Source organism: Palleronia rufa (assembly GCF_000743715.1).
GTDB lineage: Bacteria > Pseudomonadota > Alphaproteobacteria > Rhodobacterales > Rhodobacteraceae > Palleronia > Palleronia rufa.
On the sequence record NZ_JQEY01000004.1, the window covers coordinates 101656 to 128196 of the forward strand.

Consider the following 26541-nt stretch of genomic DNA (forward strand, 5'->3'; position numbering starts at 1 on the left):
CGCGGCCCGCTCTGGACAAGAGCCGCCCGCGCCAGCATCAAGCGGCCATGGACACCGACGCCCTCGCCACCCGCCTTCTCGACGGCGACCGCCGCGCGCTGTCGCGCGCCATCACGCTGGTGGAAAGCGCGCGCGCCGACCACCGCGCCGCGGCGGTGAAGCTTCTTGCCCGCGTCGCCGACCCCGCGCGCCAGGCGCTCAGGATCGGCCTTTCCGGCACGCCCGGCGTCGGCAAGTCCACCTTCGTCGACGCCTTCGGCACGCGGCTCACGGGGCAGGGGCTCCGCGTCGCGGTGCTTGCGGTGGACCCGTCCTCGACCCGGTCCGGCGGCTCGATCCTGGGCGACAAGACCCGCATGGACCGGCTGGCCCGCGACCCCGCCGCCTTCATCCGCCCGTCGCCCAGCCAGACGGAACTGGGCGGCGTCGCCCGCCGCTCGCGCGAGGCCATCGCGCTGTGCGAGGCCGCGGGCTTCGACGCGGTGATCGTCGAGACCGTCGGCGTCGGCCAGTCCGAGACCATGGTCGCCCGCATGACCGACCTCTTCGTGCTGCTGCTGGCCCCGGGCGGCGGGGATGAGCTGCAGGGCGTCAAGCGCGGCATCATGGAGACCGCCGACCTGATCCTGATCAACAAGGCCGACGGCGCGCTGACCGCCCAGGCCCAGGCCACCCGCGCCGACTACGCCGGCGCCCTGCGGCTCCTGCGGCGGCGCGACGGCGATCCCGACGGCTTTCCCAAGGCGCTCGCCGTCTCGGCCGTCTCCGGCGACGGGCTCGACACCGCCTGGAAAGAGATGCAGGTCCTCGCCGCCCATCGGCGCGACACCGGACACTGGGACCGCACCCGCGCCGCCCAGAACCGCCACTGGTTCGAGGATGCCGTGCGGCAGGGCGTCATGCGCCACCTCGGCAGCGACCCCGCCACCCGCGACGCCATGGACGCCCTGGGCCGCGCCGTGGCCGACGGGCGCACCCCCCCCGGCGCCGCGGCCGAGCAGATGCTCGCCACGCTCCTGGGTTCCGCCCGCGACCGGGCCGCGGGCGGCCACGGCACGGGTTGACGCCCCCGCCCGCTTCCCCTAATGCGCGTCAACTCAACCATCCCACGTCCACGGGCCCCGCCGCCCGGGCACGCATTCAAAGGACAATGCCATGTCGCGCGTCTGCGAACTGACCGGCAAGGGCCCGATCACGGGCAACAATGTCAGCCACGCCAACAACCGGACCCGGCGCCGCTTCCTGCCGAACCTGAACGACGTCACCCTGATGTCGGAAACCCTGGGCCGCACCGTCAAGCTGCGCATCTCCGCGGCGGCCCTGCGCACGGTCGATCACCGCGGCGGTCTCGACGGGTTCATGGCCAAGGCCAGGGAGTCCGAGCTTTCGGCCCGCGCCCTGAAGATCAAGAAAGAGATAGAGAAGTCGCTGACCGCCGCCTGACCGGCGCGGTTCGCAGCGCCCCGGGCGGCCCGCGGCGGCCGTGAACCCGACCGGCCCCGCATCTCCCGCTCCGGCCGCGCCGGACCGGCGGCCGGCCCCCGGCAGTGGCTCCCACAGCAGGTCCGCCCCGCCGCCCGAATGGCTGCCGCTCCGCCCTGACCGGCGATACCCGGACCGCTCCGCCCGGCGGGCGCCGTGACCGCCTCGCCGGGACGGTAACTTCACCGCCTCGCCTGGGTCCCACACTCATAAATCGCTAGCGGCGTTTGGGGATGCTGATTCACTCTGAGAAAAGAGGAGGGCAGCATGGTGCTACGTCGCTACGAACTGACCGAATTCGAATGGTCGATCATCGAACCGCTTTTGCCGAACAAGCCGCGTGGTGTGCCGCGCGTCGATGACCGTGGGGTGCTGAACGGCATTTACTGGCGTCTCAAGACCGGTTTGCCCTAGGCCGACATTCCCGAACGCTATGGCCCCTATACGACCTGCGACAACCGGTTTGTTCGCTGGGCGAGGCTGGGTGTTTGGGACCGAATATTCCAAGCGGTGTCAGAGGTTTGCGAAGGTTCCGCGCAATCCGTGGACAGTTCGTCCATCCGCGTCCACCAGCACGGGGCGAACGCAAAACGGGGGGCGAAGCGGCCACCGGCCCCGCCGGTCTGGCTGACCTTCGAGCCGTCTGCATGGGGCGCTCGCGAGGCGGTCTGACGACCAGGATACACGCCGTCACCGATGCGCGCGGGCTGCCGATCACGCTGAAACTGACCGCCGGACAGGCCCATGACGGCCGCTCCGCCGACGACATGTTGGGCACGGCCGGGCCAGACCCTGCTGGCGGATCCGGCCTGCGACAGCAACCGCTGCGCGATCAACTCGCAGCGGTTGGCGCGAAAGCGGTCCTCAGGCCGATCTCACGCCGTACCGCCCCGCCACCGTTGGACAAGGAGGCTTACCGCCGCCGCAACCGGATCGAGCGGTTCTTCTCAAAACTCAAGCATTACAGGGCGATAGCGACCCGATACGAGAAACACGACGCCAACTTCCTCGCATTCGTCAAACTCGCCGCAACACGCATCTGGTTGCGCGTCTATGAGTCGGTGACCTAGGCCGCCGCCGTGACCGGCCACGGCCACGCCGCATCCATCCGGCCCGTTTCCGCCGCGGCCCGGTCTCCGTCACGGGCCGCATCGAGGCGCGCACACCCGGCCACCGTCCGAGGCCCCTCCCAGCGGCGTCACCCGCCCGGCTGAGGTCACCGCGCCACCTCCGCCACGCCCCGCCGCCTCCGTCATGCCCCGGACGCCGCCGCCTTCCGTCCGCGGCGCGCCCTCCGCGTCCCGAACGCCGCCGCCTCCCGTCCGCGGCGCGCCCTCCGCGTCCCGAACGCCGCCTCCGTCGCGCCCCATCGCTTCCGCGCGCCCCGAACGCAGATCTCCGTCACGCCCCCACCACCTCCGCGTGCCCCGGACGCCGCCGCCTCCCGCCCGCGGCGCGCCCTCCGCGTCCCGAACGCCGCCTCCGTCACGCCCAACCGCTTCCACGCGTTCCGAACGCACACCTCCCGTCCGCGGCGCGCCCCGGCGCCCCGGACGCCGCCGCCTCATGTCCGCGGCGGGCCCAGCACCTCGTCCACCCAGGCGGGGACGACCTCGCTCGCCGGGCCATAGCGCGCGTCGTCGAACCGCCCGCCGGTCCGCTCCAGGTTCAGCTCCAGCGTCGCCACCCCCGCGTCTCGCGCGGCGTCCACGAACCCCGCCGCCGGATAGACCGTGCCGCTGGTGCCCACCGCCACGAACAGCGCCGCCCGCGCCAGCCCCGCCTCGATCTCGTCGAGCCCATAGGGCATCTCTCCGAACCACACCACGTCGGGCCGCACCGCCTGGGCGCCGCAATTGGGGCAGGCGTCGAACGGGCACATGACCTCGGGCGCCTCCCAGGACCGGCGGCACCTGTTGCAAAGCGCGCGGTCCAGCCGCCCGTGCATGTGCAGCACGTCAGCGGCTCCCGCGGCCTCCAGAAGCCCGTCCACGTTCTGCGTCACCAGCATCGCGCCCGCCTCGCGCTCCAGCCGCGCCAGCGCCCCGTGGGCCGCATTGGGCCGCGCGCCCGCCGCATTGGCCCGCCGCGCGTTGTAGAAGTCCAGAACCCTGACCGGGTCCCGGGCATAGCCCTGCGGCGTCGCGACATCCTCCAGGTCGTATCGCGACCAGATCCCGCCGGCGTCGCGGAACGTTCCCAGCCCGCTTTCGGCGGACAGCCCCGCCCCGGTCAGAACGAAGATCATCGGCCCCTCCCTCCGCGATGCGGTCCCTGACTACGGACAATCCCGGCGGCCCGCAATTCTGGACGCGCCCGCACCCGTGCCCTAGCTCACGACCCATGGCGCGCCGCATCCTCTTCGTCTGTCTGGGCAATATCTGCCGCTCACCCGCGGCAGAGGCGGTGCTGCGCCACAAGGCCGGCCGCGCCGGCCGCCGGCTCGAGATCGCGTCGGCCGGCACCGGCGACTGGCACGCGGGCGACCCGCCGCACCCGCCCATGGTCCGCGCCGCGCGGGCCCGCGGATACGACCTGAGCGGCCAGCGCGCGCGCCAGATCTCGCCCGGGGACTTCGACCGCTTCGACCTGATCCTGGTGGCCGACGACGCCAACCTGCGCGACGTGGAGGCGATCAGACCCCCCGGCAACGCCACCCCGGTGAAACTCTTCGCGCCCTATGCGGGCGGGGCGGAGACGGCGATCCCCGATCCCTACTACACGGGGGATTCGACGGCGCCCTGGATCTGGTCGAGCGCGCCGCCGACGGGCTTCTGGATCAGCTGCAGTAGCTCTCCGCGGCGGTGCCGAAGGCGCGGTACTTGCGCCAGAAGACCTCGTCGCTGTCGCGGTCGGACTGGCGGATCTCCTGCGCGCGGGCCGGTTCGCTGAAGAATTTCGCGGCCATCTTCTGGTCGCGCCGGTCCAGCGTGATGTCCGCGACCTGCTGGATGCAGCCGCAAAGCTGCCGCTTTCCCGCGCCGCGGTCCGATTGCTGGCAGGCGCGCTCGATCGGACCGGCACTGGCGCATCCCGCAACGATCACGCCCGAAAGGGCCAAGGCCCAGGTTTTTCTCATGTTCTGCCTCATATGTCTGCCGGCGCCGGGATTGTCCCCGGTTCTGTCCGGTTCGTTGCCGTGGGCGGGACGCTAGCACGGCCCGCCCGGCGGCACCAATTCACGATATGCCGGCAGGCGCGGGGCGTTTCCCGAAACCCACAGTCAGCCGCGGATCTCCATGCCGCGGCATCCCTCCGGCTCCGCCGCCGCGGCGTCGACGCCGTCCACGCGCGCGGCGGACGGCCCCGTGCCCAGCCGGTCGATCATCGCGTCCAGCGCCGCGCCGTCGCCCTCCAGATGCGCCTCCACCGTGCCGTGGGGGCTGTTGCGGACCCAGCCCGAAACGCCCGTTTCCTGGCCCGTGTCGCGCAGCCAGGCGCGGAAGCCCACGCCCTGCACCCGCCCCCGGACCGTCACCCGCCGTGCCTGTGTCATCCCGTCCTCCTGTTCAACGCCGCCCTTCCACCTAAGATGATCGGGGCGATCCGCCATGAGAGAGAGCCATGACCGAGCAGAGCGACACCGCCCGCATCCTGACCTTCGCCACCCAGGTCGGCGCCCCCGACACCCCGCCCGAGGACACCGCCCGCGCCCGCGGCTGGCTGGACGACGCCGGCGCCCCCACCGACGAAGGCCGCGCCCTCGTCAAGAGCCTCGACGACCAGACCGGAACGCGGTCGGTGTTCCGTTAGGCGGCGGGGCGCGGCCGGGCGGGCCGGGACGCCTGCGGACGACGCCCGGGAAAGCCGCGGTGCTGCCCTCTCCCCTCCATGCCGCGGGCGGACCGGATACCGGCCGTGGCGCCGCCGCCGCATCGACCCTGCGCGCACCGCAAACACGCCCGCGATTGGCCGGGCCGTGCCCCAAGGCTACTCCGACGGAACCCGAGCCGCCTTGCCGGGGTGTGCAACGGGTCGCGCCGAGTCTCGCTCCGCCACGAAATCGAGCAGCCTTTCGAAACTGGGAGAGATCATCCTCAGCGCGGTGGCGATCTCGGCGTTGGACATCTGCTGCGGCGGCCCGGCGGGCGTGTTGTTGACATCCACGACGTAGATCCGTCCGTCTTTCCTGTCGCGCAGCACGTCCAGTTCGCCGTAGTCCAGCCCCAGTTCCCTCGCGAACATGAGCAGGCCGTCACGCTCGGACGGTGAATATACGTCTTCGGGATCGCATATCTTCGCCGATGTATGGTCCTTCAGCCCGCCGGACTGCGGCCGACGTTTCGCGTAGACGATGGGGATCTCCTGCCCGTAGACCGGCGTCCGCAGGTCCACCGCCTCTCCCGCCACGACCGTATCGATATAGCGTTCGTAGACACGGTCCGGGTCGATGTCCTCTTGCCGCAGGGGCCCGTGCAGGATCCGGCCCTCGAAGGTATAGTTGCCGTTCGGCTTCTCGACCATTGCGCCGTCATGGCTCTGCGGTGCGACCGCAAGCGCATAGCCGAAGACCTTCTCGAACACCTCCGCGACCCGCCGCTTCGACACGTCGCCGCAATCGCGATTGACGGTCGGCTTGTCAGAGGGGAACCGGCAGGGCTGAACGCGATATTCGAAGTGAAAGGCGACATCGTGCGGCTCTTTCGGATCGGTGACGATCCGAAATCCGTTCAGCGCGCAGAGCTTGAACAGCACCTGATAGCGGGACGGCACGTCGGGCCAGGCCAGGATGCGCCGGCTGGGGCGAAGCGCCAGCCGCAGCACGACCGGCGCGGGTTCCACAAGATGCGCCATCTCCCATCCGACATCCACGGATCTGCGCATGTCGGACCTGGCCGGCTCCGGCAGGACGCGTGCAATTCGCTTGAGCAATTTGAGTGACAGGATAACGGAAACTCCCTCCCGAGAAGAACGAGGCGGTCATGATCCTGAAATCCGGTCAGGGTCATGCGGCGGCGGCAACGCAATCAACTCGGCAAGGTCGTGGACTACAGACGTAGGCGGGGGGGTTGATGACCTTTCGACCCGTTCGTGTCCAGAGAATTCCGGCGCATTGTCCCTCGAATGTGGATCGGCCGAATGGGTTTTCGTTATTGCATTGGCCGGTTTGGTTATCTGGGTTGAATTGCGGCGCCGGACTGCAATTCCAGGGGGCGTACCGTCGTCCCGTATCCGGACGCGGCCCGGCGCGGCACCGGTCCCCGGCGACTGACGGACACGTGGATGCGCACCGGAACCGGGGGCGCCGGCGAACCCGGGTGTCCCACGCGCTCCGGTCCCTCCCGGGCGCTCCGTCCGACAGCCATCGCCCGCGACGCTCAGGCCCCCCGGGCCCGGTGCGGCCCCGACCGCGTCACCCCACCCCCTCGACAACACCCCCGAACGCCCGCATATCCTGCGGCCATGACCGAGCTCGCACACATCCGCAACTTCTCCATCGTCGCCCATATCGACCACGGGAAATCCACCCTGGCCGATCGGCTGATCCAGCTCACCGGCACCGTGGCCGAGCGCGACATGAAAGAGCAGCTCCTCGACGCCATGGACATCGAGCGTGAGCGCGGCATCACCATCAAGGCCAACACCGTCCGCATCGAGTATCCCGCCCGCGACGGCCACACCTATGTGCTCAACCTCATCGACACGCCGGGCCACGTGGACTTCGCCTATGAGGTGTCGCGCTCCATGCGCGCGGTGGAGGGCTCGCTGCTGGTCGTGGACGCCTCCCAGGGGGTCGAGGCGCAGACGCTCGCCAATGTCTACACCGCCATCGAGGCCGACCATGAGATCGTGCCCGTCCTCAACAAGGTGGACCTTCCCGCCGCCGAGCCCGACCGCGTGGCCGAGCAGATCGAGGACGTCATCGGGATCGAGGCGCACGACGCCGTCCATATCTCCGCCAAGACCGGCCTCGGCATCCCGGAGGTGCTGGAGGCCATCGTCACCCGCCTGCCGCCGCCCCATTCCGGCGACCGTGCCGCGCCCCTCAAGGCGATGCTGGTGGACAGCAAGTACGACGCCTACCTCGGGGTCATCGTCATCGTGCGGATCATCGACGGGGTGCTGAAAAAGGGCGACCGCATCCGCATGATGAAGACCGGCGGCACCTACGACGTGGACGACGTGGGCGTGTACCGCCCCGCCATGACCGCCGCCGCGGAGCTGGGGCCGGGTGAGATCGGCTATCTCAACGCCTCGATCAAGCAGGTCCGCGACACCCGCGTGGGCGACACGATCACCCACGAAAAACGCCCCTGCGACGCGCCGCTGCCCGGCTTCAAGCCGTCGATCCCGGTGGTGTTCTGCGGCCTCTTCCCGGTCGACGCCAACGACTTCAACGACATGCGCGACGCAATGGAAAAGCTGGCGCTCAACGACGCCTCCTTCACCTTCGAAATGGAGACCTCCGCCGCGCTGGGCTTCGGCTTCCGCTGCGGGTTCCTGGGCCTGCTCCACCTTGAGGTCATCCGCGACCGGCTGGAGCGCGAGTACGACATCGACCTGATCACCACCGCGCCGTCGGTGATCTACCACATCCACCAGCGCGACGGCACGATGACCGAGCTGCACAACCCGGCCGATTTCCCCGACCCCGGCACCATCGACCGGGTGGAAGAGCCGCGCATCAAGGCCACCATCCTGGTCCCCGACGACTACCTCGGCGACGTGCTCAAGCTCTGCCAGGACCGCCGCGGCATCCAGATGGACCTGACCTATGCCGGCTCCCGCGCCATGGCGGTCTACGACCTGCCGCTGAACGAGGTCGTGTTCGACTTCTACGACCGGCTCAAATCGGTCACCAAGGGCTATGCCAGCTTCGACTACCAGATGATCGGCTACCGAGAGGACACGCTGGTGAAGATGTCGATCCTGGTCAACGACGAACCCGTGGACGCCCTGTCGATGATGGTCCACCGCGACCGGGCCGAGATGCGCGGCCGCGCCATGTGCGAGAAGCTGAAAGAGCTGATTCCCCGCCACATGTTCAAGATCCCGATCCAGGCCGCCATCGGCGGCCGCGTCATCGCCCGAGAGACCCTGTCGGCCATGCGCAAGGACGTGACGGCGAAATGCTACGGCGGCGACGCCACGCGCAAGAAGAAGCTGCTGGAGAAACAGAAAGCCGGCAAGAAGAAGATGCGCCAGTTCGGCAAGGTCGAGATCCCGCAGGAGGCGTTCATCAACGCGCTAAAAATGGATGGGTGAGGCGCGGTCCGGGCTTTGCCCGGATTGATCTGTCCAGCGGACCGATCAAAGCGCCGAACGCCCGAGGCCATGCCGAGGGCCGGGGGTGGCTATAAAGAGTTGAAGAGCGACATATTGGGAGAGAAAGCACATTGGAAGAAAGTAAGTTTATGTCTGCGGAGGAGGAGAAGCTTCGCGAAACATATCTAAAATATCTAGGGATAGAGGGCAAACATAATAAAAATAAGCGACGAACCGCGCTTGATCGAGCGTGGAGCACAAGAAATTTTGAAATTGAAATGTATTGGAAGCGTTCGATCTATTTCTGGGGCTTTCAAATTGTATTCCTTGGATCTTTCCTGCTGCTGATTGGCGCGTACATAGATTCCGAGGCGAGTAACAGAATTCTAGTCTTTGTCATCCTCGTCAGTATCGCTTTACTTGCGAGCTTTTTTGCCTTCGTTTGGACCCTTGTAGAGCGCGGCTCAAAAGACTGGCAGGACAATTGGGAGAGGCACATCGACTTGTTGGGGGACGAGTTTACTGGCGCACTTTACAAAACTTATCTGTTTTCAAAAGTGAACAAAAAAGACGGGTACGCCCCCTATAGCGTGTCAAAACTTAATTCTCTTACAACCAAAGCCGTTATGTGTTTCTGGGTTTTCGTTTCGATGTTGACAGTTGCAGACGGTATCCGTGTGTTGCTCGACCAAGAGATTGCCGCCCTTTCAATGCAAATTATGTTGGTCGCAGGATTTTTTGCGCTCTTTATGATCACGCTAACTATCATGCACATGATCGGAACTAATTCTCTCAAGTCGTCCGATCTCGGGAAAAGGGTAAGTAAGCATACTTCAGATGATCATTGTGGTCGTACCCGGTATTTCGTTCAGAGAAGGTGGCTTAACGATCCGTGCAAGAGGGGCTAACGCTACTAACAGGAAATGTTGTCTCTGAACGCGCGTTTGGATATGAGTGTTGGATACTCACGTCTTTAACACTGTTTGTGCGAGTGAGCTTCACTCTATCGCTTGGAGTTTCCGCCTCTTCCGTCAGCACTCGGACGTGCGCTCCGCGCCGCGGTCCCCAGATCGTCCACCGGTCGGTTCATTGCTTGCACTCTCCCATCCACGGCTCAATCATCAGGGACAGTCCACTCCGTCCCCGTATCGCTCCGTCGCCGCTGTCAGCCGCGACCGTCCTGCGATCCGTCGCCGCCGTCAGCGGCGACCGTCCCTGCGCTGCGCGCGTTCGGTCCTTGAACCGTCCGCTGGACGGTTCATCGCTTGCGCGAACCGGACCTCACCCCGGGAAACCACATCCCCATCCAGATCTCGACCCATTGGGTCATCATCTGGGTCTGGGCATTCTGCATCTCGGCCATCATCTGGCCGCGGGCGGGGGCGGCGATCTGGTTGGCGGCGCTGAGCCAGGCGCTCATGTAGGGGTTCTTCATGTCACTCTCCTCGGGGATGTGCGCGGTGTGCCGCTGACCAAAGGTAAGAAGGCGGCCCCGTTCCCGGAACCGCCCGCCTCAGACTTTCGTCGGTGTCGGCGGAATGCCGCCGACGGCGTGGCTCAGAGGTCGTTCTCGACCTGTTGCGCGGTGCCTTCCACGGCGCGGCCCGCGGACTGGATGTCCTGCCCGGCGCCGCCGATGGTCTCGCAGGCGGTGAGGCCGAAGAGGCCCAGAAAGATGAGGATGCGTGCGGTCATGTCGGTCTCCAGATGGGTTGGTGGCAGTCCCGGTCCAACGCGCGCCGCGCGGCGCGCGTTCCGGGCGCGGCGTCAGTGCGCGCGTGCCGGTGTGGCGGGGCGGGCGGACAGCGCGTAGACCGCCGTCGCCACCAGCGCATAGACGCCGTTCACCAGGAATACGAAGCCCCAGGGCGCGCCGGCGCCCCAGATCAGCTTGGCCGACAGCGACGCCAGCAGGTCCAGCACCACGATGCCGGTGATCCAGGCCGTGGCGCGGTTCATTCGCGCAAAGATCGGGATCAGCGCCAGGGCGAAGACGACGGACCAGAACGCGCGACCGGCCGACAGGATCAGCGGCATCAGCTCGGCCCCCGCCAGCGCGGTGATGGCGATCGCGTTGCCGATCAGCCCCAGGATGCCGGCAATGACGGCGGCGAGGACGGTGCGGGTGGTGAACATGGCGGTGCAGGCTCCTGCGATTGGGTCATGTATCAAGCGCCCGGGCGCGCCGGCGGTTCCATCCCGCGCCTCAGTCGGGAAGGTCGAGTCCGCGGCGCAACTCCTCCCAGGCGGTCAGCAGACGGTCGTTCCGGCGGCGCTGTTCGGCCACCGTATAGTCGCAGACCTGGGCGATCAGATCGGCCTGGCGGACCGGCACCACCGCGGCCATCCTCTGCCCGTGGCTGGTCAGGTAGAGATGCCCGCTTTCCTGCCGCACCCAGTCGAGATGGTGCGACACCCGGGCGCGGAACAGGCTCACGGTGGTGGTCTGGAACTTGGGCAGCATCGCGGGGCTCCGTCCGGTCGGCGATGGGGGCATCCTGGGCGCGAAAGGTTGCCGAGGGCCTGCGGCACCGTGCGCCCGCGCGCAAATCGGCGGATTTTTGACGCGGGGCGTACGAAACGGGCCGATTTCGGGCGCGGGGCGTACAATCCGCGGGCGGGTTTCGGCGCGTCAGGCGTCGAGAAAGGCGCGCACCGCCGCCACGAACTCCCGCGGGCGGGCGGCGTGCAGCCAATGATCCGCGCCGGGGATCGCGGCAAAGCGCGCCTTGGGAAAGAGCGTGCGGATCGCATCGTGCATGTCCCGCGTGACGTAGTCGCTGTCCCCGCCCGACAGGAACAGCGCCGGGGCCCCGTAGCTGCCCCGCGTGTCCGGCCAGCCAGAGATCGCGCCCATCTCCCGGCCCAGAACGTCGAGGTTCAGAAGCCAGCGTTTGTCTTTCATATCAAGGCTTTGCAGCAGAAACGACCGCACGGCCGGGGTGTCCACCTGCGCCGCCAGGGCCGCGTCCGCATCGCGCCGGGTGTCGATCGCGGCAAGGTCCAGCGCCTGCATCGCCCGCACCAGATGCGCATGGCTGTGCCCGTAGGCCACCGGCGCGATGTCCGCGACCACCAGCCGCCGCACCCGTTCGGGCTGCCGCAACGCCAGCACCATTGCCGCCTTGCCGCCCATGGAGTGGCCCAGAACGTCCCACCCCGGCTCCATCGCCCCGGCAAGATCGTCCGCCAAGGCATCGTAATCATGGGTCTTTTCGCGGGGGGAGTCGCCATGGTTGCGCATGTCGACCGCCCGCACCGGACCCCGGTCGGACAGCCGCCTGGCGATCACATTCCAGTTTCGTGCCGACCCGAAGAGCCCGTGGGCGATCAGCAGCGGCGGCGCCGGGCCGTCGCTGTCGTAGTCCACATGGGCCAGATCGACCATCAGAGGCCGGGGTAGATCGGATACCGTCCGCAGAGCTCCGCGACCTCGGCCCGGACCTCGGCCTCGACCGTGTCGTTGCCGTCGCCGCCGTTGGCCGCCAACCCGTCCACGACCCGCACGATCCAGTCCGCGATCCGGCGGAACTCGGGCTCCGCGAAGCCGCGGGTCGTGCCGGCGGGCGTGCCCAGCCGGATGCCGCTGGTGATCGTCGGCTTTTCGTCGTCGAAGGGGATGCCGTTCTTGTTGCAGGTGATATGCGCGCGGCCCAGGGCGGTCTCCGTCGCGTTCCCCTTCACGCCCTTGGGACGCAGGTCCACAAGCATCAGATGGCTGTCGGTGCCGTCGGTGACGATGTCGAGCCCACCCTTCATCAGCTGGTCGGCCAGGGCGCGGGCGTTGGCGATCACCTGCCGCTGGTAGGTCTTGAAGCCCGGCTCGAGCGCCTCCTTGAACGCCACCGCCTTGGCGGCGATCACATGCATCAGCGGTCCGCCCTGGATGCCGGGGAAGATGGCCGAATTGACCTTTTTCGCGATCGCCTCGTCATCGGTCAGGATCATGCCGCCACGGGGGCCGCGCAGGGTCTTGTGGGTGGTGGTGGTCGCCACATGGGCATGGGGGAAGGGAGAGGGGTATTCGCCGGCCGCCACCAGCCCCGCGAAATGCGCCATGTCCACCAGCAGCCATGCCCCAACTATATCGGCAATCTCGCGCATCCGGGCGAAATCCAGGATCCGCGGAATGGCCGATCCGCCGGCGATGATCATCTTGGGCCGATGCTCCTTGGCGAGCGCCTCGATCTGGTCGTAATCGGGCAGCAGCGTGTCGCGCTTGACGCCGTATTGCACCGCGTTGAACCACTTGCCGGACTGGTTGGGCCGGGCGCCGTGGGTCAGGTGCCCGCCCGCGTCCAGGCTCATGCCCAGGATCGTGTCGCCGGGGGTCAGCAGCGCCGTGAACACCCCCTGGTTGGCCTGGCTGCCGGAGTTCGGCTGCACATTGGCGAAGCCGCAGGAGAACAGCTGCCTGGCGCGCTCGATGGCCAGCGTCTCGGCGATGTCCACGTACTGGCAGCCGCCGTAATAGCGCCGGCCGGGATAGCCCTCGGCGTATTTGTTGGTCAGCACGGAGCCCTGGGCCTCCAGCACCGCGCGGCTGACGATGTTCTCGCTCGCGATCAGCTCGATCTCGTCGCGCTGGCGGCCAAGTTCCCTGTCGATCGCCGAGGAAAGCTCGGGATCGGCGGTGGCAAGGCCGGTGGTGAAGAAACCTTCGTCGCGGTGCGGCGCATTCATGGGGCAGCTCCTTTTCGCATGGGCGAGAACCGGATGCGCGGTGCTTATCGCATGGTCGCGCGCCGGGAAAGTCCCGCGTGCGACACGCTGCTTGTCATTCCCGTCATGGCGGGCAACCGTGCGCGCGGGGGAGGGACGCCGATGGACCGCAGGATCGCCTTCGTGGCCGGGCGCAGCGACGTGGCGCAGCAGGCGCTGGGCGTGCTCAGTCGCCGCTACGGCAACGTCACCGTGGAAAAGGCCGACACGATCGTGGCGCTGGGGGGCGACGGGCACATGCTGCGCACGCTGCACGACACCCAGGCCCTGAACGCGCCGGTTTACGGCATGAATTGCGGCACCATCGGGTTCCTGATGAACGAATACGCAGAGGACGGGCTTCAGGAACGGCTCGCCGCGGCCGAGACCGAGACGATCAACCCGCTGTCGATGGTCGCGACGCGCGCCGACGGATCGGTGGAGAACCATCTTGCGATCAACGAGGTCTCGCTCCTGCGGCAGGGCCCGCAGGCGGCCAAGCTGTCGATCCGCTTGGACGGCCGGATGCGGATGGCGGAACTGGTCTGCGACGGCGCCCTGGTGGCGACCCCGGCGGGTTCGACGGCCTACAACTACTCGGCCCACGGCCCGATCCTGCCCATCGGCGCGGACGTGCTGGCGCTGACGGCCATGGCGGCGTTCCGGCCCCGCCGCTGGCGCGGCGCGCTCTTGCCCAAGACGGTGACGGTGCGCTTCGACGTGCTGGAGGCCGACAAGCGTCCGGTGATGTCGGATGCCGACGGCCATTCGGTGCGCGACGTGGTCACGGTCGAGGTCCGGTCGGCCCCCGACATCTCTCATGCGATCCTGTTCGATCCCGGCCACGGCCTGCAGGAGCGGCTGATCCAGGAGCAGTTCACCTAGAGGCGCGGCGCCGGGCCCAGCGGCACCGGGCCAAGGTAGATCCGCCCGTCCCGGAACGTCAGCGGCACCGTCAGCTTGCCCGATCCGCCGGACATCGCCGCCAGCATCGACATAGCCTGCCGCGCCGTTGCGACCTGTTCGGGCGGCAGCAGTCCGGCGCCGGAGGCGATCTCCAGCGCGCGGGGCCAGTTGGTGAGCACCGCCTCGATCTCTCCGGTGGGGATGCCCGCGCCGTCCACCTCCAGGTCTCCGCTGGCCGCCAGGGACACCTCGCCCCACGCGATCTCCAGCGTCTCGACCCGGATCTCCCGGACGCGGATCGGCGCGCCTTGCAGCGCGCGGCGGTCCAGAGGCTCGGACAGGCGCAGGGTGGCGTCCAGCGTCGCGCTGTCGATCCGCGCGGCACCGGCACCTCCCAGGCGGGCGGCCAGAACGCCCGGCAGGTCGATGCCGTCCAGCGTGACGCCGATGTTCTGAACCGTCCCGTCCGTCTCTCCCTCCGGCAGGCGCGTGGCGGCCAGAAGCCGCGCCATTGTTACCTTCTGCCCGGCACCGGCGACCGCCAGCCCCTCCGCGACAAGGTTGGCATGGTCCAGCGTCAGCGACGGGCCGGGTTTGAACGTCGCCGCCGCGCGGGCGGTGTCGGTCTCTATTCGCAGGGTGCCGAACGGCCCCTCGATCCGCTGCGTGTCCGGCAGGACGGCGATGATCCGGTTCGGCCGGTAGCTCAGCGCGAAGAGCCGCAGGAACGGTGCCGACCAGGCGATGCCCGATTGCGGGAACCCCAGCCGCGGCGCGTCGATGATCGTGTCGAAGCGGTTGGGAAAGCCGGTGACCTTCAGCCTGTCGGTCTCGACCTCGATACCGGAGTCGCGCGCGTCCTCGATCCCGGCACGGATCGCGCGGTCGAGCGCGCGGGCGCCCACGAACCAATAGGCCGACCAGCTGGCCGCGACGATCACGATGAGGACGATCAGGATGCGCATCGGGTCCTTTCGAAGACTTGGGATGGGGGATATAGGCAGGGCCATGGACAGACCAGAGACAAGCGGCGCCATGTGGGTCTTCGGCTACGGATCGCTGGTATGGAACCCCGAATTCCCGGTGGCGGAGATGGCCGTCGCGCGGCTGGCCGGTTACGTGCGCAGCTTCTGCATGCGTTCGATCCACCACCGCGGCACGCCCCAGGATCCGGGTCTGGTGCTGGCGCTGGACGCGCGCGACGGGGCGATCTGCACCGGACTCGCCCTGCGGGTCCAGCCCGGGGCGGAGGAGGCGACCCTGGCGCAGCTGCGCGAGCGGGAGCTGGTGTCCTCTGCCTATGTGGAGCAGCGCCTGCCCGTCACGCTGGAGGACGGGCGCGACGTGGAGGCCGTGGCCTATGTGATCGACCCCGACCATGAGCAGTATCTGGGTGCGCTGGCTCTGGAGGAACAGGCGCGGATTATCGCCCATGCCGTGGGCGGGCGCGGTCCGAATCACGAATACCTGGCAAACACCAGCAGCCACCTGACCGAACTGGGTATCGGCGATCCCGATCTCGACTGGTTGGCCGAGAGGGTGGCCCAATTGCGCAGGGGCGCCTGACCGGCCGCTGCTTGCGCCATGGGTCAAAGTCACTAACCTGCCGCGAAAGCAAGAAGGCAAAGGGGCCGATGCAGCCATTCCCGGACCGGGATCCGCGTCCGATCTTCACGCAGCCGATCCGCCAGATCGTGTCGATGGTGCTGGTGCTGATCCTGTTCGGCATCGGCATCTTCGTTGCGCTGCCCAGCGTGCTGCCGGTGTTCCTGGCCAACCCGTATCTCAACGGCTTCATCGGGCTGGTGTTTCTCATCGGCATCGCGGCGTGTTTCTGGCAGGTCTGGCAGCTCATTTCCTCGGTCGGCTGGATCGAAGGCTTTCTGGAGGACGACGCGGGCCACAGCGTCTCGGCCGCGCCGCGCCTGCTGGCGCCGCTCGCCGCGCTGATGCGCGCGCGCGGCCGGCAGGTGCAGATCTCGTCCTCGTCTTCGCGCTCAATCCTGGACAGCGTCGCCACCCGCATCGACGAGGCGCGCGACATCACCCGCTATCTTGTCAACCTGCTGATATTTCTGGGTCTTCTGGGGACGTTCTACGGTTTGGCGACCACCGTGCCGGCCATCGTGGACACGATCCGCGCCCTGGCCCCCGCCGAAGGAGAGGACGGCCTGGCGATCTTCGGGCGTCTGATGGATGGCCTGGAGGCGCAGCTTGGCGGCATGGGCGTGGCCTTCGGATCGTCGCTGCTGGGGCTGGCCGGGTCGCTGGTCGTGGGGCTTTTGGAACTGTTCGCCAGCCACGGTCAGAACCGGTTCTACCGAGAGCTTGAGGAATGGCTTTCCAGCATCACGCGGCTGGGGTTCGCGGGCGCGGACGGCGACGGTGCCGGAGAGCAGATCGCCAGCGTCGCGATCCTCGAACATATGGCCACCCAGATCGACCGGCTCGAACATCTGTTCCGCCAGGGAGAGGCCGCGCGGAGCACCACGGACGCGCGGCTGGCGGAAATCGCCGACGGTTTGTCGCAGGACGGCGGCGCCGCCGGGCGCGACGGCCTTCTGGACGCGCTCGACCGCGTGGCCGCGGGACAGGAGCGGATGGTCGACGCGCTGGGCGACGCCTCCGGATTTCAGGGGTTGGACGCCGAAAGCCGGATGCGCCTGCGCTCTATCGACGTACAGCTCTTGCGGCTTCTGGAAGAGATCGCCGCCGGCCGGCAGGAGACGACCCAGGATCTGCGCCGGGAGCTGCGCAAGGTCGCGCGCAGCTTCGCACGGTCGCAAGGCTAGGGGAGGGGGGCCGTGCCGCTCAGCCGCCGCGGATCGTCCCGGATGACGGCCAATATCTGGCCGGGATTCGTCGATGCCGTGACCTCGCTCCTCATGGTGATGACCTTCGTTCTGACGATCTTCATCGTCGTGCAATACGTCCTGAGAGAGGAAATCTCGGGCCAGCGGTCGCAGCTGGACCGTCTGACCTCGGAGATTTCCGGACTGACGGAGATGCTGGGCCTGTCGGATGCCGAGGTTGACCGGCTGGAGGCCGAGACCGCGCGTCAGTCCGAAACGATCTCTGCCCTCGAGGACCGGACCGGGGCGCAGGAGGGCCGCATCGACTCCTTCGAGCGGCAGGTGGCGTCGCTGCTGGCCGAGCGCGATCGGGCGGCGTCCCGCATCGGCGGCCTGGAGGATCTGCGCGACACGCTGATGTCCGAGCAGGAGGCGCTGACCGCCGCCCTGTCCCGCGCCCGCGCCGAGACCGACGCGGAGGCGGAGGCCGCGCGCCTGGCCGCCGCACGGGCCGACGCGCTGGACGCCCTGGCCGCGTCCCTGCGCGCCGACGCGGCGGCGCAGGACATGGCGCTGGCCACGCTGGAGGACGCCCTGTCGGCAAAGGAACAGGCCCGCCTGTCGGAAGCGGCTGCGGCGGAAGCGTTGCGGGCCCGGCTCCAGGAGGCGGATTCGGAACTGACCGCCATGACCCTGGCCCTGGAGGAAGAGCGGCGCGCCGCGGAAGAGACGCTGACGCTTCTAGCCGCCGCGCGCGCCGCCGAATCCGACATGACGGAGCGGCTCACCGCCGCCCTTCTGGCCCAGGATGCGACCGACGACGACCTCAAAGCCCTCCGCGCCGAGCGTGACGGTCTGACAACCCGCCTGGCCGCCGCCGAGGACCGCGCCGATGCGCTGGAAGGCGTGGAGCGCGACCTTGCCGCCGCGACGGAGGCCCGCAGCGCCGCGGAGACAGAGGCGGACCGCACCCGCGCCCTGCTCCAGGCCGCGCTGCGCCAGAATGAGGCCCAGACCGCCGAGATGGCCGCCATCTCCGACGCGCTCGATGCCGCCAAGGCGGCGCGCGTGGCGTTCCAGGGCGATCTGGAGGCGGCGCGCGCCGCGGTGGCCGCGGCAGAGGCGGACCTGGCCGACCTGCGCGCCCGGGCGGGGCAGGAGGCCGATGAGCGCGACCGCCTGGCCGCCGCCCTCGACGCCGCAAGGGCGGAGGCCGCGGCGTTGCAAGGTGCGGCCGAAGCCGAAACCGACCTCCGCGATCAACTGGAACAAGCGCTGGCCCTCAAGCTTCAGGCCGAATCCGCCGCCGCGGAGCGTCTGACCGAAGCGGAGCGCCAGGCCGCCCTGCTGGCGACGGCGCGCGCCGAACTGTCCGATGCCGGCGCCGCCTCTGCCGCGGACCGGCGCCGTATCGAGGCCCTGAACGGGCAGATCGCCCAGCTTCGCCGGCAACTGGGGAGCCTGCAGTCCCTGCTCGACACCGCCGCCGCCGACGATGCCGAAAGCGACGCCCGGATCGAGTCCCTGGGCGAGAAGCTCAACGCCGCGCTCGCCCGTCAGGCGCGCGAACAGACGCGCATCGCCGAGTTGGAAGCCGCCGAGCGCGAACGCCTGGAGCGCATCGCCGAACTGGAAGCCGCGGAGCGCGCGCGGCTCGAACGCTACCAGTCGGAATTCTTCGGCCGCCTGCGCGACGTGCTGGGCGACCGCGAGGGCGTGCGGATCGTCGGCGACCGCTTCGTCTTCGACAGCGAGGTTCTGTTCCCCTCCGGTTCCGCCATCCTGGCGCCCGCCGGCCGCGTCCAGATCGCCCGCGTCGCCCGCCTGCTGGAGGATGTGGCCGATGAGATCCCGGAGACCATCGACTGGGTGATCCGCGTGGACGGCCACACCGACGACGTGCCGCTGTCCGGCAATGGCCGCTACAGCGACAACTGGCAGCTCAGCCAGGCCCGGGCCCTGTCGGTGGTGCGCTTCATGGCCGACGACCTGGGCTTTCCGGCGTGGCGGCTGGCACCCACCGGCTTTGGAGAGTATCGCCCCGTGGATCCCCGCCGCACCCCTGAGGCGCGGGCCCGCAACCGCCGGATCGAGCTGAAACTGACGGAGCGCTAGTGCAGCTTCAGCTTCGGGCGCGTGACCTTGTTGACCTCGTGCACGGCGATCTGGATCGGCCCCCTGACCCAGCCATGCACCGCGATGAGATGCATCCGGTAGAGCGACATATAGGCCAGCCGCGCAATCCGCCCCTCGATCGCCATCTTGCCGCCCACCAGGTTGCCCATCAGCGAGCCCAGCGTCGCGAACCGGCTGAGCGACACCAGGCTGCCCTTGTCGCGATAGACGAAATCGGTGAGCGGCTGGCCCTTCTGCGCGCGGTCGAGCTGGCCGACCATGTGATCCGCCATCTGCTGGGCGGATTGCGCGCGCGGCGGCACCGGCGTCTCCGTTCCCGGCAACACGCAATGGCAGCAGTCGCCGATGGCGAAGATGCGCTCATCGGTCTCGGTCCGCAGCGTCGGCGCAACCACCACGCGGCCCTGTCCGGACAGCTTCAGGTCGCTCATCCGGGCGATGGCGTGATCCCCGCGCACGCCGGTGGCCCACAGGATCATCTCGGCCTCCATGGTGCGGCCGTCCTTGGTGGACACGCTCTTTTTGCCGATCTCGGTCACCATGGTCTCCAGTCGCACATTTACGCCGAGCGCGCGGAGCTCATCCAGCACCTTGGCCGACACCTCCTCGGGCAGCGCCGGAAGCAGCCGCGGACCGGCCTCGATCAGCGTGATCTCCACGGCGCTGTCGTCGAACACCTCAAGCCCGTAGGCCCGCAGCGACTGTGTGGCATGGACCAGCTCTGCAGAGAGTTCGACCCCGGTGGCGCCGCCGCCGACGATGCAGATCGGCAGCCTGGCGTCGGCGCCGTCGCGCTGGCGACGCTCGTTCACCCTGAGGCAGGCGTTCAGCAGTCTGCGCCGGAAGCGGTCCGCCTGCCTGCGGTTCTCCAGGAACATCGCGTTCTCGCGCACGCCGGTGATGCCGAAATCGTTCGATACCCCGCCGATGGCAAGCACCAGGTAGTCGTATCGGATCGTGTGCCGGTCGATGATGACCTCCCCCTCCTCGTCGAGAAGGGGCGCCGTGGTGATCGTCCGGGCAACGCGGTCGATCTTTTCCAGCGCGCCGTTGAAGAACCGATAGCCCCAGCGCGCCGCGTGTCCGCCATAGCCGACCTCGTCCGCGTTGGCGTCCATGGATCCGGCCGCGACCTCATGCAGAAGCGGCTTCCAGACATGGGTGCGGTTGGGCTCGACCAGGATGATGTCATGGGTGTCGCGGCTGTATTTCGCGCCCAGTTTGCGCACCAGTCCCAGCCCCGCCGCCCCTCCGCCGGCCACGACGATCTGCGTCTTCCGCTTGGTCATCGTCAAACTCCCGTCATGCGACCTGGCGACCGAACCGGCCCGGCCGTCAGCTGCGATGCGCACCTTCGGACAGGCTCCGCACAAAGGCCAGGACCTCCTCGACCGGCTTGCCCGCGGCGTGCTCGGCGACGATGGCAGAGCCGACGACACAGCCATCGGCCACGCGCGCGAACTCCTCCGCGGCCTCCGGGGTGCGGATGCCGAAACCCACCACCACCGGCAGCCCGCTGGCCTCCTGGATCCGGGCGACCTCCGGGCCGACGTCCGCGGCTTGCGCCGTGGCGGCCCCGGTGATCCCGGTGATAGAGACATAATAGACGAAGCCGCTGGTGTTCTGCAGTACCTTGGGAAGCCGCGCGGCGTCCGTCGTGGGCGTGGCCAGGCGGATGAAGTCGATGCCGCGCGCCCGGGCCGGCAGGCACAGCTCGTCATCCTCCTCGGGCGGCAGGTCAACGATGATGAGCCCGTCGATCCCCGCCGCCGTGGCGTCGTCCAGGAACCGCGCGACTCCGCGCGAATAGATGGGGTTGTAGTAGCCCATCATCACCACCGGCGTGTCCGTGTCGGTGTCGCGGAAGGTGCGCACCATCTCCAGCGTCCGGTCCAGCGTCTGCCCCGCCGCCAGCGCCCGCTGCCCGGCCAACTGGATCGTCGCGCCGTCGGCCATGGGATCGGTGAACGGCATCCCCAGCTCGACGATATCCACTCCCGCCCCCGGAAGACCGGTCATCAGCGCCAGGGAGCGGTCGTAATCGGGGTCTCCGGCCATGATGTAGGCCACGAAGGCCTTGCGACCCTCATCCCGGAGCGTTTCGAAGCGGTCTGCGATACGGCTCATCTTCATCTTTCCAGAAATATCCCGGGGTCGGGGGCAGAGCCCCCGCCTTGCCCGCGCTTTGTGGCGAAGCGCGGGATATTGTGCAATGCCCTCGCCGCCCCCATATACCGCTTCATGAACTACGTACTTGCCCTGCTGCTCCCGCCGCTGTCGATCCTGCTTCTCGGCCGGGTCATCCTGTCCATCATCGTGTTCCTGATCTGGGTGCCCGCGATCCTGTTCTCCGGCGGGCTCACGCACCCGATGTTCATCGTCCTGGCCTGGATCCTGATCTATCAGGATCACGCCGACCGGCGCGGCGCCTGACGCACGGCCGATCCGGTTGACCCCGCTTGCCCCGCGGCGCATAGGGGCGCCGATCTCTGGCTTGGGGGCGACATGGGTTTCAAGATGGGCATCGTCGGTCTGCCGAATGTCGGCAAGTCGACGCTTTTCAACGCGCTGACGCGGACCGCCGCCGCGCAGGCCGCCAACTTTCCCTTCTGCACGATAGAGCCCAACGTGGGAGAGGTCGCGGTGCCCGATCCGCGGCTCGACCGGCTGGCGGCCATCGCCGGGTCCAGGCAGATCGTGCCGACGCGGATGACCTTCGTGGATATCGCCGGGTTGGTGAAAGGCGCCTCGCGCGGAGAGGGTCTGGGCAACCAGTTCCTGGCCAATATCCGCGAATGCGACGCCATCGCTCATGTCCTGCGCTGTTTCCAGGACGACGACGTGACCCATGTGGAAGGCCGCGTCGATCCCGTCGCCGATGCCGAGACCATCGAGACCGAGCTGATGCTGGCGGACCTCGACTCCGTCGAGCGGCGGCTCCAGGGCCTCACCCGCAAGGTCCGCGGCGGCGACCGCGAGGCCGTCCAGCAGGAAAGGTTGCTGAAGGCCGCACAGGCCGTGCTGGAAGAGGGCCGCCCGGCACGCACCGTCGCCGTGTCCGAGGAGGACGCGAAAGCCTGGAGGAGCCTCCAGCTTCTGACCGCGAAGCCGATCCTCTACGTCTGCAACGTGGCCGAGGACGAGGCCGCCGCCGGCAATGCCCTGACCGCACGCGTGGCGGAAATGGCACGGGCGGAGGGGGCCGGAACGGTGGTGATCTCCGCCCGGATCGAGGAAGAGATCGCCCAGCTCGACGCGGCCGAGTCCGCCGAATTCCTGCAGGAGCTGGGCCTGGAAGAGGCCGGGCTCGACCGGCTCATCAAGGCCGGATACGCGCTTCTGGGCCTGCAGACCTATTTTACCGTCGGCCCGAAGGAGGCGCGCGCCTGGACGATCCGTCAGGGCACATTGGCGCCCCAGGCCGCCGGCGTCATCCACGGCGATTTCGAGCGCGGGTTCATCCGCGCCGAAACCACCGCCTACGGGGACTACGTGGCGCTAGGGGGCGAAGCGGGCGCCAAGGACGCCGGCAAGATGCGGGTAGAGGGCAAGTCCTACCTGGTCAGGGACGGCGACGTGATGCACTTTCTCTTCAACGCCTGACCCGCACCGCCGCCGATGCCCTATTCCGCGCGCTCCCCCCGCATCAGGACGACCGCCCCGCTTGCCATGATGATCGCCGCCCCGGCCCATGTGGCCGCGTCCGGCACGTCGCGCCAGATCGCCCATCCCAGCGCCGTCGCCCAGATGAGCGCCGTATAGTCGAACGGTGCGACGACCGCCGCCGGCGCGATCCGAAACGCCTGCGTCATCAGCGTGATGCCCAGCGTTCCGAACAGCGCGATCCCGGCAAAGAGCCACGCATCGGCCGCCTGGAGCGGCGTCCAGACCGCGAGACTCGCCAATCCCGCGACCAGCGCCCCGGCGCCGACCAGATAGAGCATCATCGTCCACCACGCTCTCGCGCGGATCGACCCACCTGGCAGAGATCATCAGCGCCGCGTAGACGAACGCGGTGCCCAGCGGGAACAGGGCCGCGGGCTGGAAGGCCGCACCGCCCGGCCGCACCACGACCAGCACGCCGGCGAACCCCAGCCCCACCGCGCCCCAGCGCCAGCGCCCCACGCGTTCCTTCAACACCAGCGCCGACAGGGCGGTGATGAAGATCGGCGCGGCGAACAGGATCGCCGTCGCCTCTGCCAGACCCAAGCGTCCCAGCCCGGTGAAGAACAGCGCCGCCGCACAAAGCCACAGCGCACCCCGCACCAGATGCGCCAGCGGCCGGGCGGTGCGCAGCGCCGCGGGCCCGCCGATGCGCCAGGCGATCAGCATCGCCACCGGCAGCGCGATGAGGTTGCGCAGGAACAGGATCTGTACCGCCGGATAGTGGGCGGTCAGGACCTTGCCGATGGCGTCGTTGGCGCTGAGGAACGCGACACCGGCCGACATCAGCCCGATGCCCGCCAGCGCGTCTCCGGCCGCCGGGCCCCGGCCTTGCGTCACGCCGCGCCGTCCGCATCCGACAGCCACGCGACGGCGCGCTCCAGGTCGGCGCGGAAGTCCCGCTCCGCTGCCGCCTTGGCCGCGGCGTTCGGCACCCGCAGCAGATAGGACGGGTGCAGCGTCAGCAGGACAGGCGTGCCGTCTCCCGCCGCCTCGAACGTGCCGCGCCGCTTCATGATCCCGTCCCCCCGCCCGGTCAGCGACAGCGCCGCCGTGGCTCCCATCCCCAGGATCAGCCGGGGCCGCACCAGGCGGCGTTCGGCCTCCAGCCACCAGCGGCAGGCCTGAACCTCGCTTGCGTCCGGGCGCTGGTGGATCCGCCGCTTGCCCTTGGCCGCGAACTTGAAATGCTTCACCGCATTGGTCACGAAAGCCGCATCCCGGTCCAGGCCGACCTCCTGTGCCATCCGGTCGAAAAGCTGCCCCGCCGGCCCGACGAAAGGCCGGCCGGCCAGATCCTCCCGGTCGCCGGGCTGTTCGCCCACGATCATCAGCGGCGCCTCGCGCGGCCCTTCTCCCATCACCACCTGCGTGGCGTCGCGGTGGAGCGGGCAGCGTTCGCAGCCCGCCGCCTCGCGGGCCAGCGCCTCCAGATCGCTTGCCGCCGGTTCGTCCTCAACCATCCTGAGCCTCTCCGTGATCTTGCGCGCCCGCGCCGGGGCCAGGGTGGGCGCCGCCGCCTGCATCGCCCGCGCGCGCGCTTCCGCCGTGGCGATCATCTCCGGGATCGCCGCCGCCTCCGGCAGGTTTTTCCAGTATTTCTTCGGCATCTCCGCCTGCATCGCCTTCACCTTCAGCCGCGCCGGGTTGAAGATGTTGCGGTAATAGGTCGTCCAGAGCGCATCGGTCGCATCTTCGGACGGCGGCGGCGCCGACTGACCGGGCAGAAGCGCGATCCGCCCGCCGGTGAATTCCACCGTCCGGTCCGGCGTCACGATGATCCAGTCCATGTCCCCGAAGCGCCGCGCGAAGAACCCGGCCATGGGTTCGGCGATATGATGCGCAGGCTCGAACCACGCGGCGAAGCGCCTGCGGCCCCCGGCGCCGCCGATCTCGCGGAACCGCACGAAGGCCTTCATCTTGTGCATGTCGCGCCGCACCGCCTTCTCCATGTCCCTGAGACGCGTTAGATCCGCGTCGCCCCGGTCGCCGACCAGGGCAGGGGTCGCGCGCAGCCGCCAGAGCAGCGCGTAGAGCCGCGCGAACCGTTCCGGATCCGCGTGCCAGCAGACGGTTTCGGCCAGAGCGACGAAGCTGCGGGGCACGGTGGCCGAACCGCCGGCGAACGCGGCGGGCTCCATGGCGAAGAGATCGCCCGGACCGCCGTCATAGGCCCAGAGCACATCCTCGGGGGGAACGTTCGCGCCCAGCAGCCCGCGCGCCGCATCCCGCCAGGCCGACGCGGTCCCCAAAGCGGGAACGGTGACCCCGGGCATCAGAAAAGCGCCAGCTGCTCTGGCGGCGGCGCGAAGCGGGCCCGGAGACCGGCCGAGTCGGTCAGCGCCCCCGGCGTCCAGCCGCCGCAGGTGACGAAGGCCCGCGCTTTCCTCATCCCCGCCCCCATACGGGTCAGATCCTCATAGGTCAGGCTGCGATGGCGCCGCGTGGTCAGGATCCGGTTCACGGTCTTGATGCCGAAGCCCGGCACGCGCAGCAGCAACTCCCGCGCGGCCCGGTTCACGTCCAGAGGAAAGGCGTGGCGGTTCTGCAGCGCCCAGGCCAGCTTGGGGTCGATCTGCAGATCCAGGTTCCCGTCCGGCAGGGCGCCGGTGATCTCCGCCAGATCGAACCCGTAGAAGCGCAGCAGCCAGTCGGCCTGATAGAGCCTGTGCTCGCGCTCCAGGGGCGGGCGGATCAGCGGCAGCGCGGCCGTGGCGTCCGGGATCGGCGAGAAGGCCGAGTAATAGACCCGCTTGAGCTTGTAGCTGGAATAGAGCCGCGTGGACTGTCCCAGCACGGTCGCGTCGCTGGCGCCGTCCGCGCCCACGATCATCTGCGTGGACTGCCCCGCGGGCGCGAAGCGGGGCGGGCGCTTGCCGGTGTGGGACCGCTCGGTGCCCGCCTCCTTGCGCAGCCGGACGTCGGCCATGACCTTGCGGATCGTGGCGGGCGATTTCTCCGGCGCATAGGTCCTGACGCTGGCGTCGGTCGGAAGCTCCACGTTGATCGACAGCCGGTCCGCGAAAAGCCCGGCCCGTTCGATCAGATCCGGATCGGCGTCCGGGATCGTCTTGAGGTGGATATATCCCCGGAACCGCTCGTCCTGGCGCAGGCGGCGGGCGATCTCGACCATCTCGCCCATGGTCTCGTCGGGGCTGCGCACGATGCCGGACGACAGGAACAGCCCCTCTATGTAATTGCGCCGGTAGAACTCCACGGTCAGGGACACGACCTCGTCGACGGTGAACCGCGCCCGCTTCACGTTCGAGCTGACGCGGTTGATGCAATAGGCGCAGTCGTAGATGCAGAAATTCGTCAGCAGGATCTTCAGCAACGAAATGCACCGCCCGTCCGGCGCATAGGCGTGACAGATGCCCGATCCTTCGGTGGATCCCAGTCCCGATCCGTCGCGGGAGCTTCGCTTCGCTGTGCCCGACGACGCGCATGAGGCGTCGTATTTCGCCGCGTCCGACAGGATCGCCAGTTTTTCGTCCAGGGTGAATCGCGCCATCCGTTCATCATACGTTCCCGCGCACGCCACGGAAAGGCCCTGCGACACCCTGCCATTCATCTTTCCCCAAATATCCCCGCCGGAGGCAGAACTTCGGTCCGGAAGCCTGCCCGGCCGATGGGCCACGGTGATCGCGCCTCGTGT

The 26541-nt window shown here is 68.7% G+C and carries 28 protein-coding genes and 1 pseudogene; 13 read left to right on the forward strand and 16 right to left on the reverse strand.

Features of this window, described 5'->3' with window-relative positions:
* The first annotated feature begins 47 nt into the window (after positions 1 to 47).
* From meaB to KW83_RS19775, 3 genes and pseudogenes are all read left to right on the forward strand, one after another.
* Positions 48 to 1064, forward strand: coding sequence for a methylmalonyl Co-A mutase-associated GTPase MeaB (gene meaB, locus KW83_RS07880; protein ID WP_051928357.1), 1017 nt, complete (start codon positions 48 to 50; stop codon positions 1062 to 1064).
* 91 nt (positions 1065 to 1155) lie between these two features.
* The gene (rpmB, locus tag KW83_RS07885; RefSeq protein WP_036177135.1) at positions 1156 to 1443 is read left to right on the forward strand and encodes a 50S ribosomal protein L28; all 288 of its coding nucleotides are present in this window, start codon (positions 1156 to 1158) and stop codon (positions 1441 to 1443) included.
* Positions 1444 to 1749: 306 nt separating this feature from the next.
* Positions 1750 to 2552: pseudogene (locus KW83_RS19775) on the forward strand (IS5 family transposase).
* Positions 2553 to 3046: 494 nt separating this feature from the next.
* Here the strand turns inward: KW83_RS19775 and KW83_RS07900 are convergent.
* Positions 3047 to 3730: an NAD-dependent deacylase gene (locus KW83_RS07900; RefSeq protein WP_036177140.1), complete on the reverse strand. Its 684-nt coding sequence runs from the start codon at positions 3728 to 3730 to the stop codon at positions 3047 to 3049.
* 95 nt (positions 3731 to 3825) lie between these two features.
* On the opposite strand from KW83_RS07900, the gene KW83_RS19785 reads away from it, so the two are divergent.
* The gene (locus KW83_RS19785; RefSeq protein WP_327203961.1) at positions 3826 to 4374 is read left to right on the forward strand and encodes a low molecular weight protein-tyrosine-phosphatase; all 549 of its coding nucleotides are present in this window, start codon (positions 3826 to 3828) and stop codon (positions 4372 to 4374) included.
* On the opposite strand, the gene KW83_RS07905 is transcribed toward KW83_RS19785, so the two are convergent.
* Positions 4262 to 4561, reverse strand: a complete 300-nt coding sequence (locus tag KW83_RS07905; RefSeq protein WP_036177374.1) for a hypothetical protein — start codon at positions 4559 to 4561, stop codon at positions 4262 to 4264. The genes KW83_RS19785 and KW83_RS07905 overlap by 113 nt on opposite strands.
* A 144-nt stretch (positions 4562 to 4705) precedes the next feature.
* The gene (locus tag KW83_RS07910; RefSeq protein WP_036177142.1) at positions 4706 to 4978 is read right to left on the reverse strand and encodes an acylphosphatase; all 273 of its coding nucleotides are present in this window, start codon (positions 4976 to 4978) and stop codon (positions 4706 to 4708) included.
* A 68-nt stretch (positions 4979 to 5046) separates the two neighbouring features.
* On the opposite strand from KW83_RS07910, the gene KW83_RS07915 reads away from it, so the two are divergent.
* Entirely contained in the window at positions 5047 to 5235 is a 189-nt protein-coding gene (locus KW83_RS07915; RefSeq protein ID WP_036177144.1) for a hypothetical protein, read from the forward strand.
* A gap of 177 nt (positions 5236 to 5412) precedes the next feature.
* Here KW83_RS07915 and KW83_RS19075 read toward each other — a convergent pair whose 3' ends face one another.
* Positions 5413 to 6276 (reverse strand): ATP-grasp domain-containing protein, encoded by an 864-nt coding sequence (locus KW83_RS19075; protein ID WP_161785465.1) that lies wholly within the window; start codon positions 6274 to 6276, stop codon positions 5413 to 5415.
* 609 nt (positions 6277 to 6885) lie between these two features.
* Here KW83_RS19075 and lepA point away from each other — a divergent pair.
* Positions 6886 to 8688: a translation elongation factor 4 gene (gene lepA, locus KW83_RS07925; protein WP_036177146.1), complete on the forward strand. Its 1803-nt coding sequence runs from the start codon at positions 6886 to 6888 to the stop codon at positions 8686 to 8688.
* Positions 8689 to 8837: 149 nt separating this feature from the next.
* On the forward strand, positions 8838 to 9596 hold the full coding sequence (locus KW83_RS19080; protein WP_161785466.1) for a RipA family octameric membrane protein: 759 nt from the start codon (positions 8838 to 8840) through the stop codon (positions 9594 to 9596).
* Between the two features lie 350 nt (positions 9597 to 9946).
* Here KW83_RS19080 and KW83_RS20915 read toward each other — a convergent pair whose 3' ends face one another.
* The 6 genes from KW83_RS20915 to glyA form a co-directional block, all read right to left on the reverse strand.
* Positions 9947 to 10123 (reverse strand): hypothetical protein, encoded by a 177-nt coding sequence (locus tag KW83_RS20915; protein ID WP_161785467.1) that lies wholly within the window; start codon positions 10121 to 10123, stop codon positions 9947 to 9949.
* A 122-nt stretch (positions 10124 to 10245) separates the two neighbouring features.
* Positions 10246 to 10383, reverse strand: coding sequence for an entericidin A/B family lipoprotein (locus KW83_RS19790; protein ID WP_081904514.1), 138 nt, complete (start codon positions 10381 to 10383; stop codon positions 10246 to 10248).
* 72 nt (positions 10384 to 10455) lie between these two features.
* Positions 10456 to 10824, reverse strand: a complete 369-nt coding sequence (locus KW83_RS07935) for a hypothetical protein (protein ID WP_036177147.1) — start codon at positions 10822 to 10824, stop codon at positions 10456 to 10458.
* A gap of 70 nt (positions 10825 to 10894) precedes the next feature.
* Positions 10895 to 11152, reverse strand: coding sequence for a hypothetical protein (locus tag KW83_RS07940; protein WP_036177149.1), 258 nt, complete (start codon positions 11150 to 11152; stop codon positions 10895 to 10897).
* 168 nt (positions 11153 to 11320) lie between these two features.
* On the reverse strand, positions 11321 to 12076 hold the full coding sequence (locus KW83_RS07945; protein ID WP_036177151.1) for an alpha/beta fold hydrolase: 756 nt from the start codon (positions 12074 to 12076) through the stop codon (positions 11321 to 11323).
* Positions 12076 to 13371 carry a serine hydroxymethyltransferase gene (glyA, locus tag KW83_RS07950; protein WP_036177153.1) on the reverse strand — a complete coding sequence of 432 codons (1296 nt, stop codon included), beginning with the start codon at positions 13369 to 13371 and terminating at the stop codon, positions 12076 to 12078. The genes KW83_RS07945 and glyA overlap by 1 nt, the downstream gene beginning before the upstream one ends.
* 141 nt (positions 13372 to 13512) lie before the next feature.
* Here glyA and KW83_RS07955 point away from each other — a divergent pair, with 141 nt between their 5' ends.
* Complete coding sequence (locus KW83_RS07955; protein ID WP_036177383.1) at positions 13513 to 14274, forward strand: NAD kinase; 762 nt, start codon at positions 13513 to 13515, stop codon at positions 14272 to 14274.
* Here KW83_RS07955 and KW83_RS07960 read toward each other — a convergent pair.
* Complete coding sequence (locus tag KW83_RS07960) at positions 14271 to 15260, reverse strand: DUF2125 domain-containing protein (protein ID WP_036177155.1); 990 nt, start codon at positions 15258 to 15260, stop codon at positions 14271 to 14273. The two genes, KW83_RS07955 and KW83_RS07960, sit on opposite strands and share 4 nt — an antisense overlap.
* 43 nt (positions 15261 to 15303) lie before the next feature.
* On the opposite strand from KW83_RS07960, the gene KW83_RS07965 reads away from it, so the two are divergent.
* The 3 genes from KW83_RS07965 (at position 15304) to KW83_RS07975 (ending at position 19202) form a co-directional block, all read left to right on the forward strand.
* Positions 15304 to 15861 carry a gamma-glutamylcyclotransferase gene (locus tag KW83_RS07965; RefSeq protein WP_235191382.1) on the forward strand — a complete coding sequence of 186 codons (558 nt, stop codon included), beginning with the start codon at positions 15304 to 15306 and terminating at the stop codon, positions 15859 to 15861.
* A gap of 68 nt (positions 15862 to 15929) precedes the next feature.
* On the forward strand, positions 15930 to 17087 hold the full coding sequence (locus KW83_RS07970) for a hypothetical protein (protein WP_036177159.1): 1158 nt from the start codon (positions 15930 to 15932) through the stop codon (positions 17085 to 17087).
* 12 nt (positions 17088 to 17099) lie between these two features.
* The gene (locus KW83_RS07975) at positions 17100 to 19202 is read left to right on the forward strand and encodes a peptidoglycan -binding protein (RefSeq protein WP_051928360.1); all 2103 of its coding nucleotides are present in this window, start codon (positions 17100 to 17102) and stop codon (positions 19200 to 19202) included.
* On the opposite strand, the gene KW83_RS07980 is transcribed toward KW83_RS07975, so the two are convergent.
* Positions 19199 to 20512, reverse strand: a complete 1314-nt coding sequence (locus tag KW83_RS07980) for an NAD(P)/FAD-dependent oxidoreductase (RefSeq protein ID WP_036177163.1) — start codon at positions 20510 to 20512, stop codon at positions 19199 to 19201. The two genes, KW83_RS07975 and KW83_RS07980, sit on opposite strands and share 4 nt — an antisense overlap.
* A gap of 46 nt (positions 20513 to 20558) precedes the next feature.
* On the reverse strand, positions 20559 to 21350 hold the full coding sequence (trpA, locus tag KW83_RS07985; RefSeq protein WP_036177386.1) for a tryptophan synthase subunit alpha: 792 nt from the start codon (positions 21348 to 21350) through the stop codon (positions 20559 to 20561).
* A gap of 114 nt (positions 21351 to 21464) precedes the next feature.
* Between trpA and KW83_RS07990 the strand changes: the two genes are divergently transcribed.
* Entirely contained in the window at positions 21465 to 21656 is a 192-nt protein-coding gene (locus KW83_RS07990) for a hypothetical protein (protein ID WP_036177389.1), read from the forward strand.
* Positions 21657 to 21728: 72 nt separating this feature from the next.
* Positions 21729 to 22826 (forward strand): redox-regulated ATPase YchF, encoded by a 1098-nt coding sequence (gene ychF, locus KW83_RS07995; RefSeq protein WP_036177165.1) that lies wholly within the window; start codon positions 21729 to 21731, stop codon positions 22824 to 22826.
* Here the strand turns inward: ychF and KW83_RS22120 are convergent.
* Genes KW83_RS22120 through KW83_RS08010 form a run of 3 tightly spaced genes read right to left on the reverse strand, consistent with a single transcriptional unit; the run spans position 22722 to position 26397 of the window.
* Positions 22722 to 23726 carry a DMT family transporter gene (locus tag KW83_RS22120; protein ID WP_456088816.1) on the reverse strand — a complete coding sequence of 335 codons (1005 nt, stop codon included), beginning with the start codon at positions 23724 to 23726 and terminating at the stop codon, positions 22722 to 22724. The genes ychF and KW83_RS22120 overlap by 105 nt on opposite strands.
* The gene (locus KW83_RS08005; RefSeq protein ID WP_036177167.1) at positions 23723 to 25162 is read right to left on the reverse strand and encodes a UdgX family uracil-DNA binding protein; all 1440 of its coding nucleotides are present in this window, start codon (positions 25160 to 25162) and stop codon (positions 23723 to 23725) included. The genes KW83_RS22120 and KW83_RS08005 overlap by 4 nt, the downstream gene beginning before the upstream one ends.
* Positions 25162 to 26397, reverse strand: coding sequence for a putative DNA modification/repair radical SAM protein (locus KW83_RS08010; protein ID WP_036177169.1), 1236 nt, complete (start codon positions 26395 to 26397; stop codon positions 25162 to 25164). The genes KW83_RS08005 and KW83_RS08010 overlap by 1 nt, the downstream gene beginning before the upstream one ends.
* Positions 26398 to 26541: the final 144 nt, after the last annotated feature.

Coding starts and splice junctions, on each gene's coding strand:
- meaB (WP_051928357.1), top strand. CDS start 48: ATGGACACCGACGCCCTCGCCACCCGCCTTCTCGACGGCGACCGCCGC.
- rpmB (WP_036177135.1), top strand. CDS start 1,156: ATGTCGCGCGTCTGCGAACTGACCGGCAAGGGCCCGATCACGGGCAAC.
- KW83_RS07900 (WP_036177140.1), bottom strand. CDS start 3,730: ATGATCTTCGTTCTGACCGGGGCGGGGCTGTCCGCCGAAAGCGGGCTG.
- KW83_RS19785 (WP_327203961.1), top strand. CDS start 3,826: ATGGCGCGCCGCATCCTCTTCGTCTGTCTGGGCAATATCTGCCGCTCA.
- KW83_RS07905 (WP_036177374.1), bottom strand. CDS start 4,561: ATGAGAAAAACCTGGGCCTTGGCCCTTTCGGGCGTGATCGTTGCGGGA.
- KW83_RS07910 (WP_036177142.1), bottom strand. CDS start 4,978: ATGACACAGGCACGGCGGGTGACGGTCCGGGGGCGGGTGCAGGGCGTG.
- KW83_RS07915 (WP_036177144.1), top strand. CDS start 5,047: ATGACCGAGCAGAGCGACACCGCCCGCATCCTGACCTTCGCCACCCAG.
- KW83_RS19075 (WP_161785465.1), bottom strand. CDS start 6,276: ATGGCGCATCTTGTGGAACCCGCGCCGGTCGTGCTGCGGCTGGCGCTT.
- lepA (WP_036177146.1), top strand. CDS start 6,886: ATGACCGAGCTCGCACACATCCGCAACTTCTCCATCGTCGCCCATATC.
- KW83_RS19080 (WP_161785466.1), top strand. CDS start 8,838: ATGTCTGCGGAGGAGGAGAAGCTTCGCGAAACATATCTAAAATATCTA.
- KW83_RS20915 (WP_161785467.1), bottom strand. CDS start 10,123: ATGAAGAACCCCTACATGAGCGCCTGGCTCAGCGCCGCCAACCAGATC.
- KW83_RS19790 (WP_081904514.1), bottom strand. CDS start 10,383: ATGACCGCACGCATCCTCATCTTTCTGGGCCTCTTCGGCCTCACCGCC.
- KW83_RS07935 (WP_036177147.1), bottom strand. CDS start 10,824: ATGTTCACCACCCGCACCGTCCTCGCCGCCGTCATTGCCGGCATCCTG.
- KW83_RS07940 (WP_036177149.1), bottom strand. CDS start 11,152: ATGCTGCCCAAGTTCCAGACCACCACCGTGAGCCTGTTCCGCGCCCGG.
- KW83_RS07945 (WP_036177151.1), bottom strand. CDS start 12,076: ATGGTCGATCTGGCCCATGTGGACTACGACAGCGACGGCCCGGCGCCG.
- glyA (WP_036177153.1), bottom strand. CDS start 13,371: ATGAATGCGCCGCACCGCGACGAAGGTTTCTTCACCACCGGCCTTGCC.
- KW83_RS07955 (WP_036177383.1), top strand. CDS start 13,513: ATGGACCGCAGGATCGCCTTCGTGGCCGGGCGCAGCGACGTGGCGCAG.
- KW83_RS07960 (WP_036177155.1), bottom strand. CDS start 15,260: ATGCGCATCCTGATCGTCCTCATCGTGATCGTCGCGGCCAGCTGGTCG.
- KW83_RS07965 (WP_235191382.1), top strand. CDS start 15,304: ATGGACAGACCAGAGACAAGCGGCGCCATGTGGGTCTTCGGCTACGGA.
- KW83_RS07970 (WP_036177159.1), top strand. CDS start 15,930: ATGCAGCCATTCCCGGACCGGGATCCGCGTCCGATCTTCACGCAGCCG.
- KW83_RS07980 (WP_036177163.1), bottom strand. CDS start 20,512: ATGACCAAGCGGAAGACGCAGATCGTCGTGGCCGGCGGAGGGGCGGCG.
- trpA (WP_036177386.1), bottom strand. CDS start 21,350: ATGAGCCGTATCGCAGACCGCTTCGAAACGCTCCGGGATGAGGGTCGC.
- KW83_RS07990 (WP_036177389.1), top strand. CDS start 21,465: ATGAACTACGTACTTGCCCTGCTGCTCCCGCCGCTGTCGATCCTGCTT.
- ychF (WP_036177165.1), top strand. CDS start 21,729: ATGGGTTTCAAGATGGGCATCGTCGGTCTGCCGAATGTCGGCAAGTCG.
- KW83_RS08005 (WP_036177167.1), bottom strand. CDS start 25,162: ATGCCCGGGGTCACCGTTCCCGCTTTGGGGACCGCGTCGGCCTGGCGG.
- KW83_RS08010 (WP_036177169.1), bottom strand. CDS start 26,397: ATGGCGCGATTCACCCTGGACGAAAAACTGGCGATCCTGTCGGACGCG.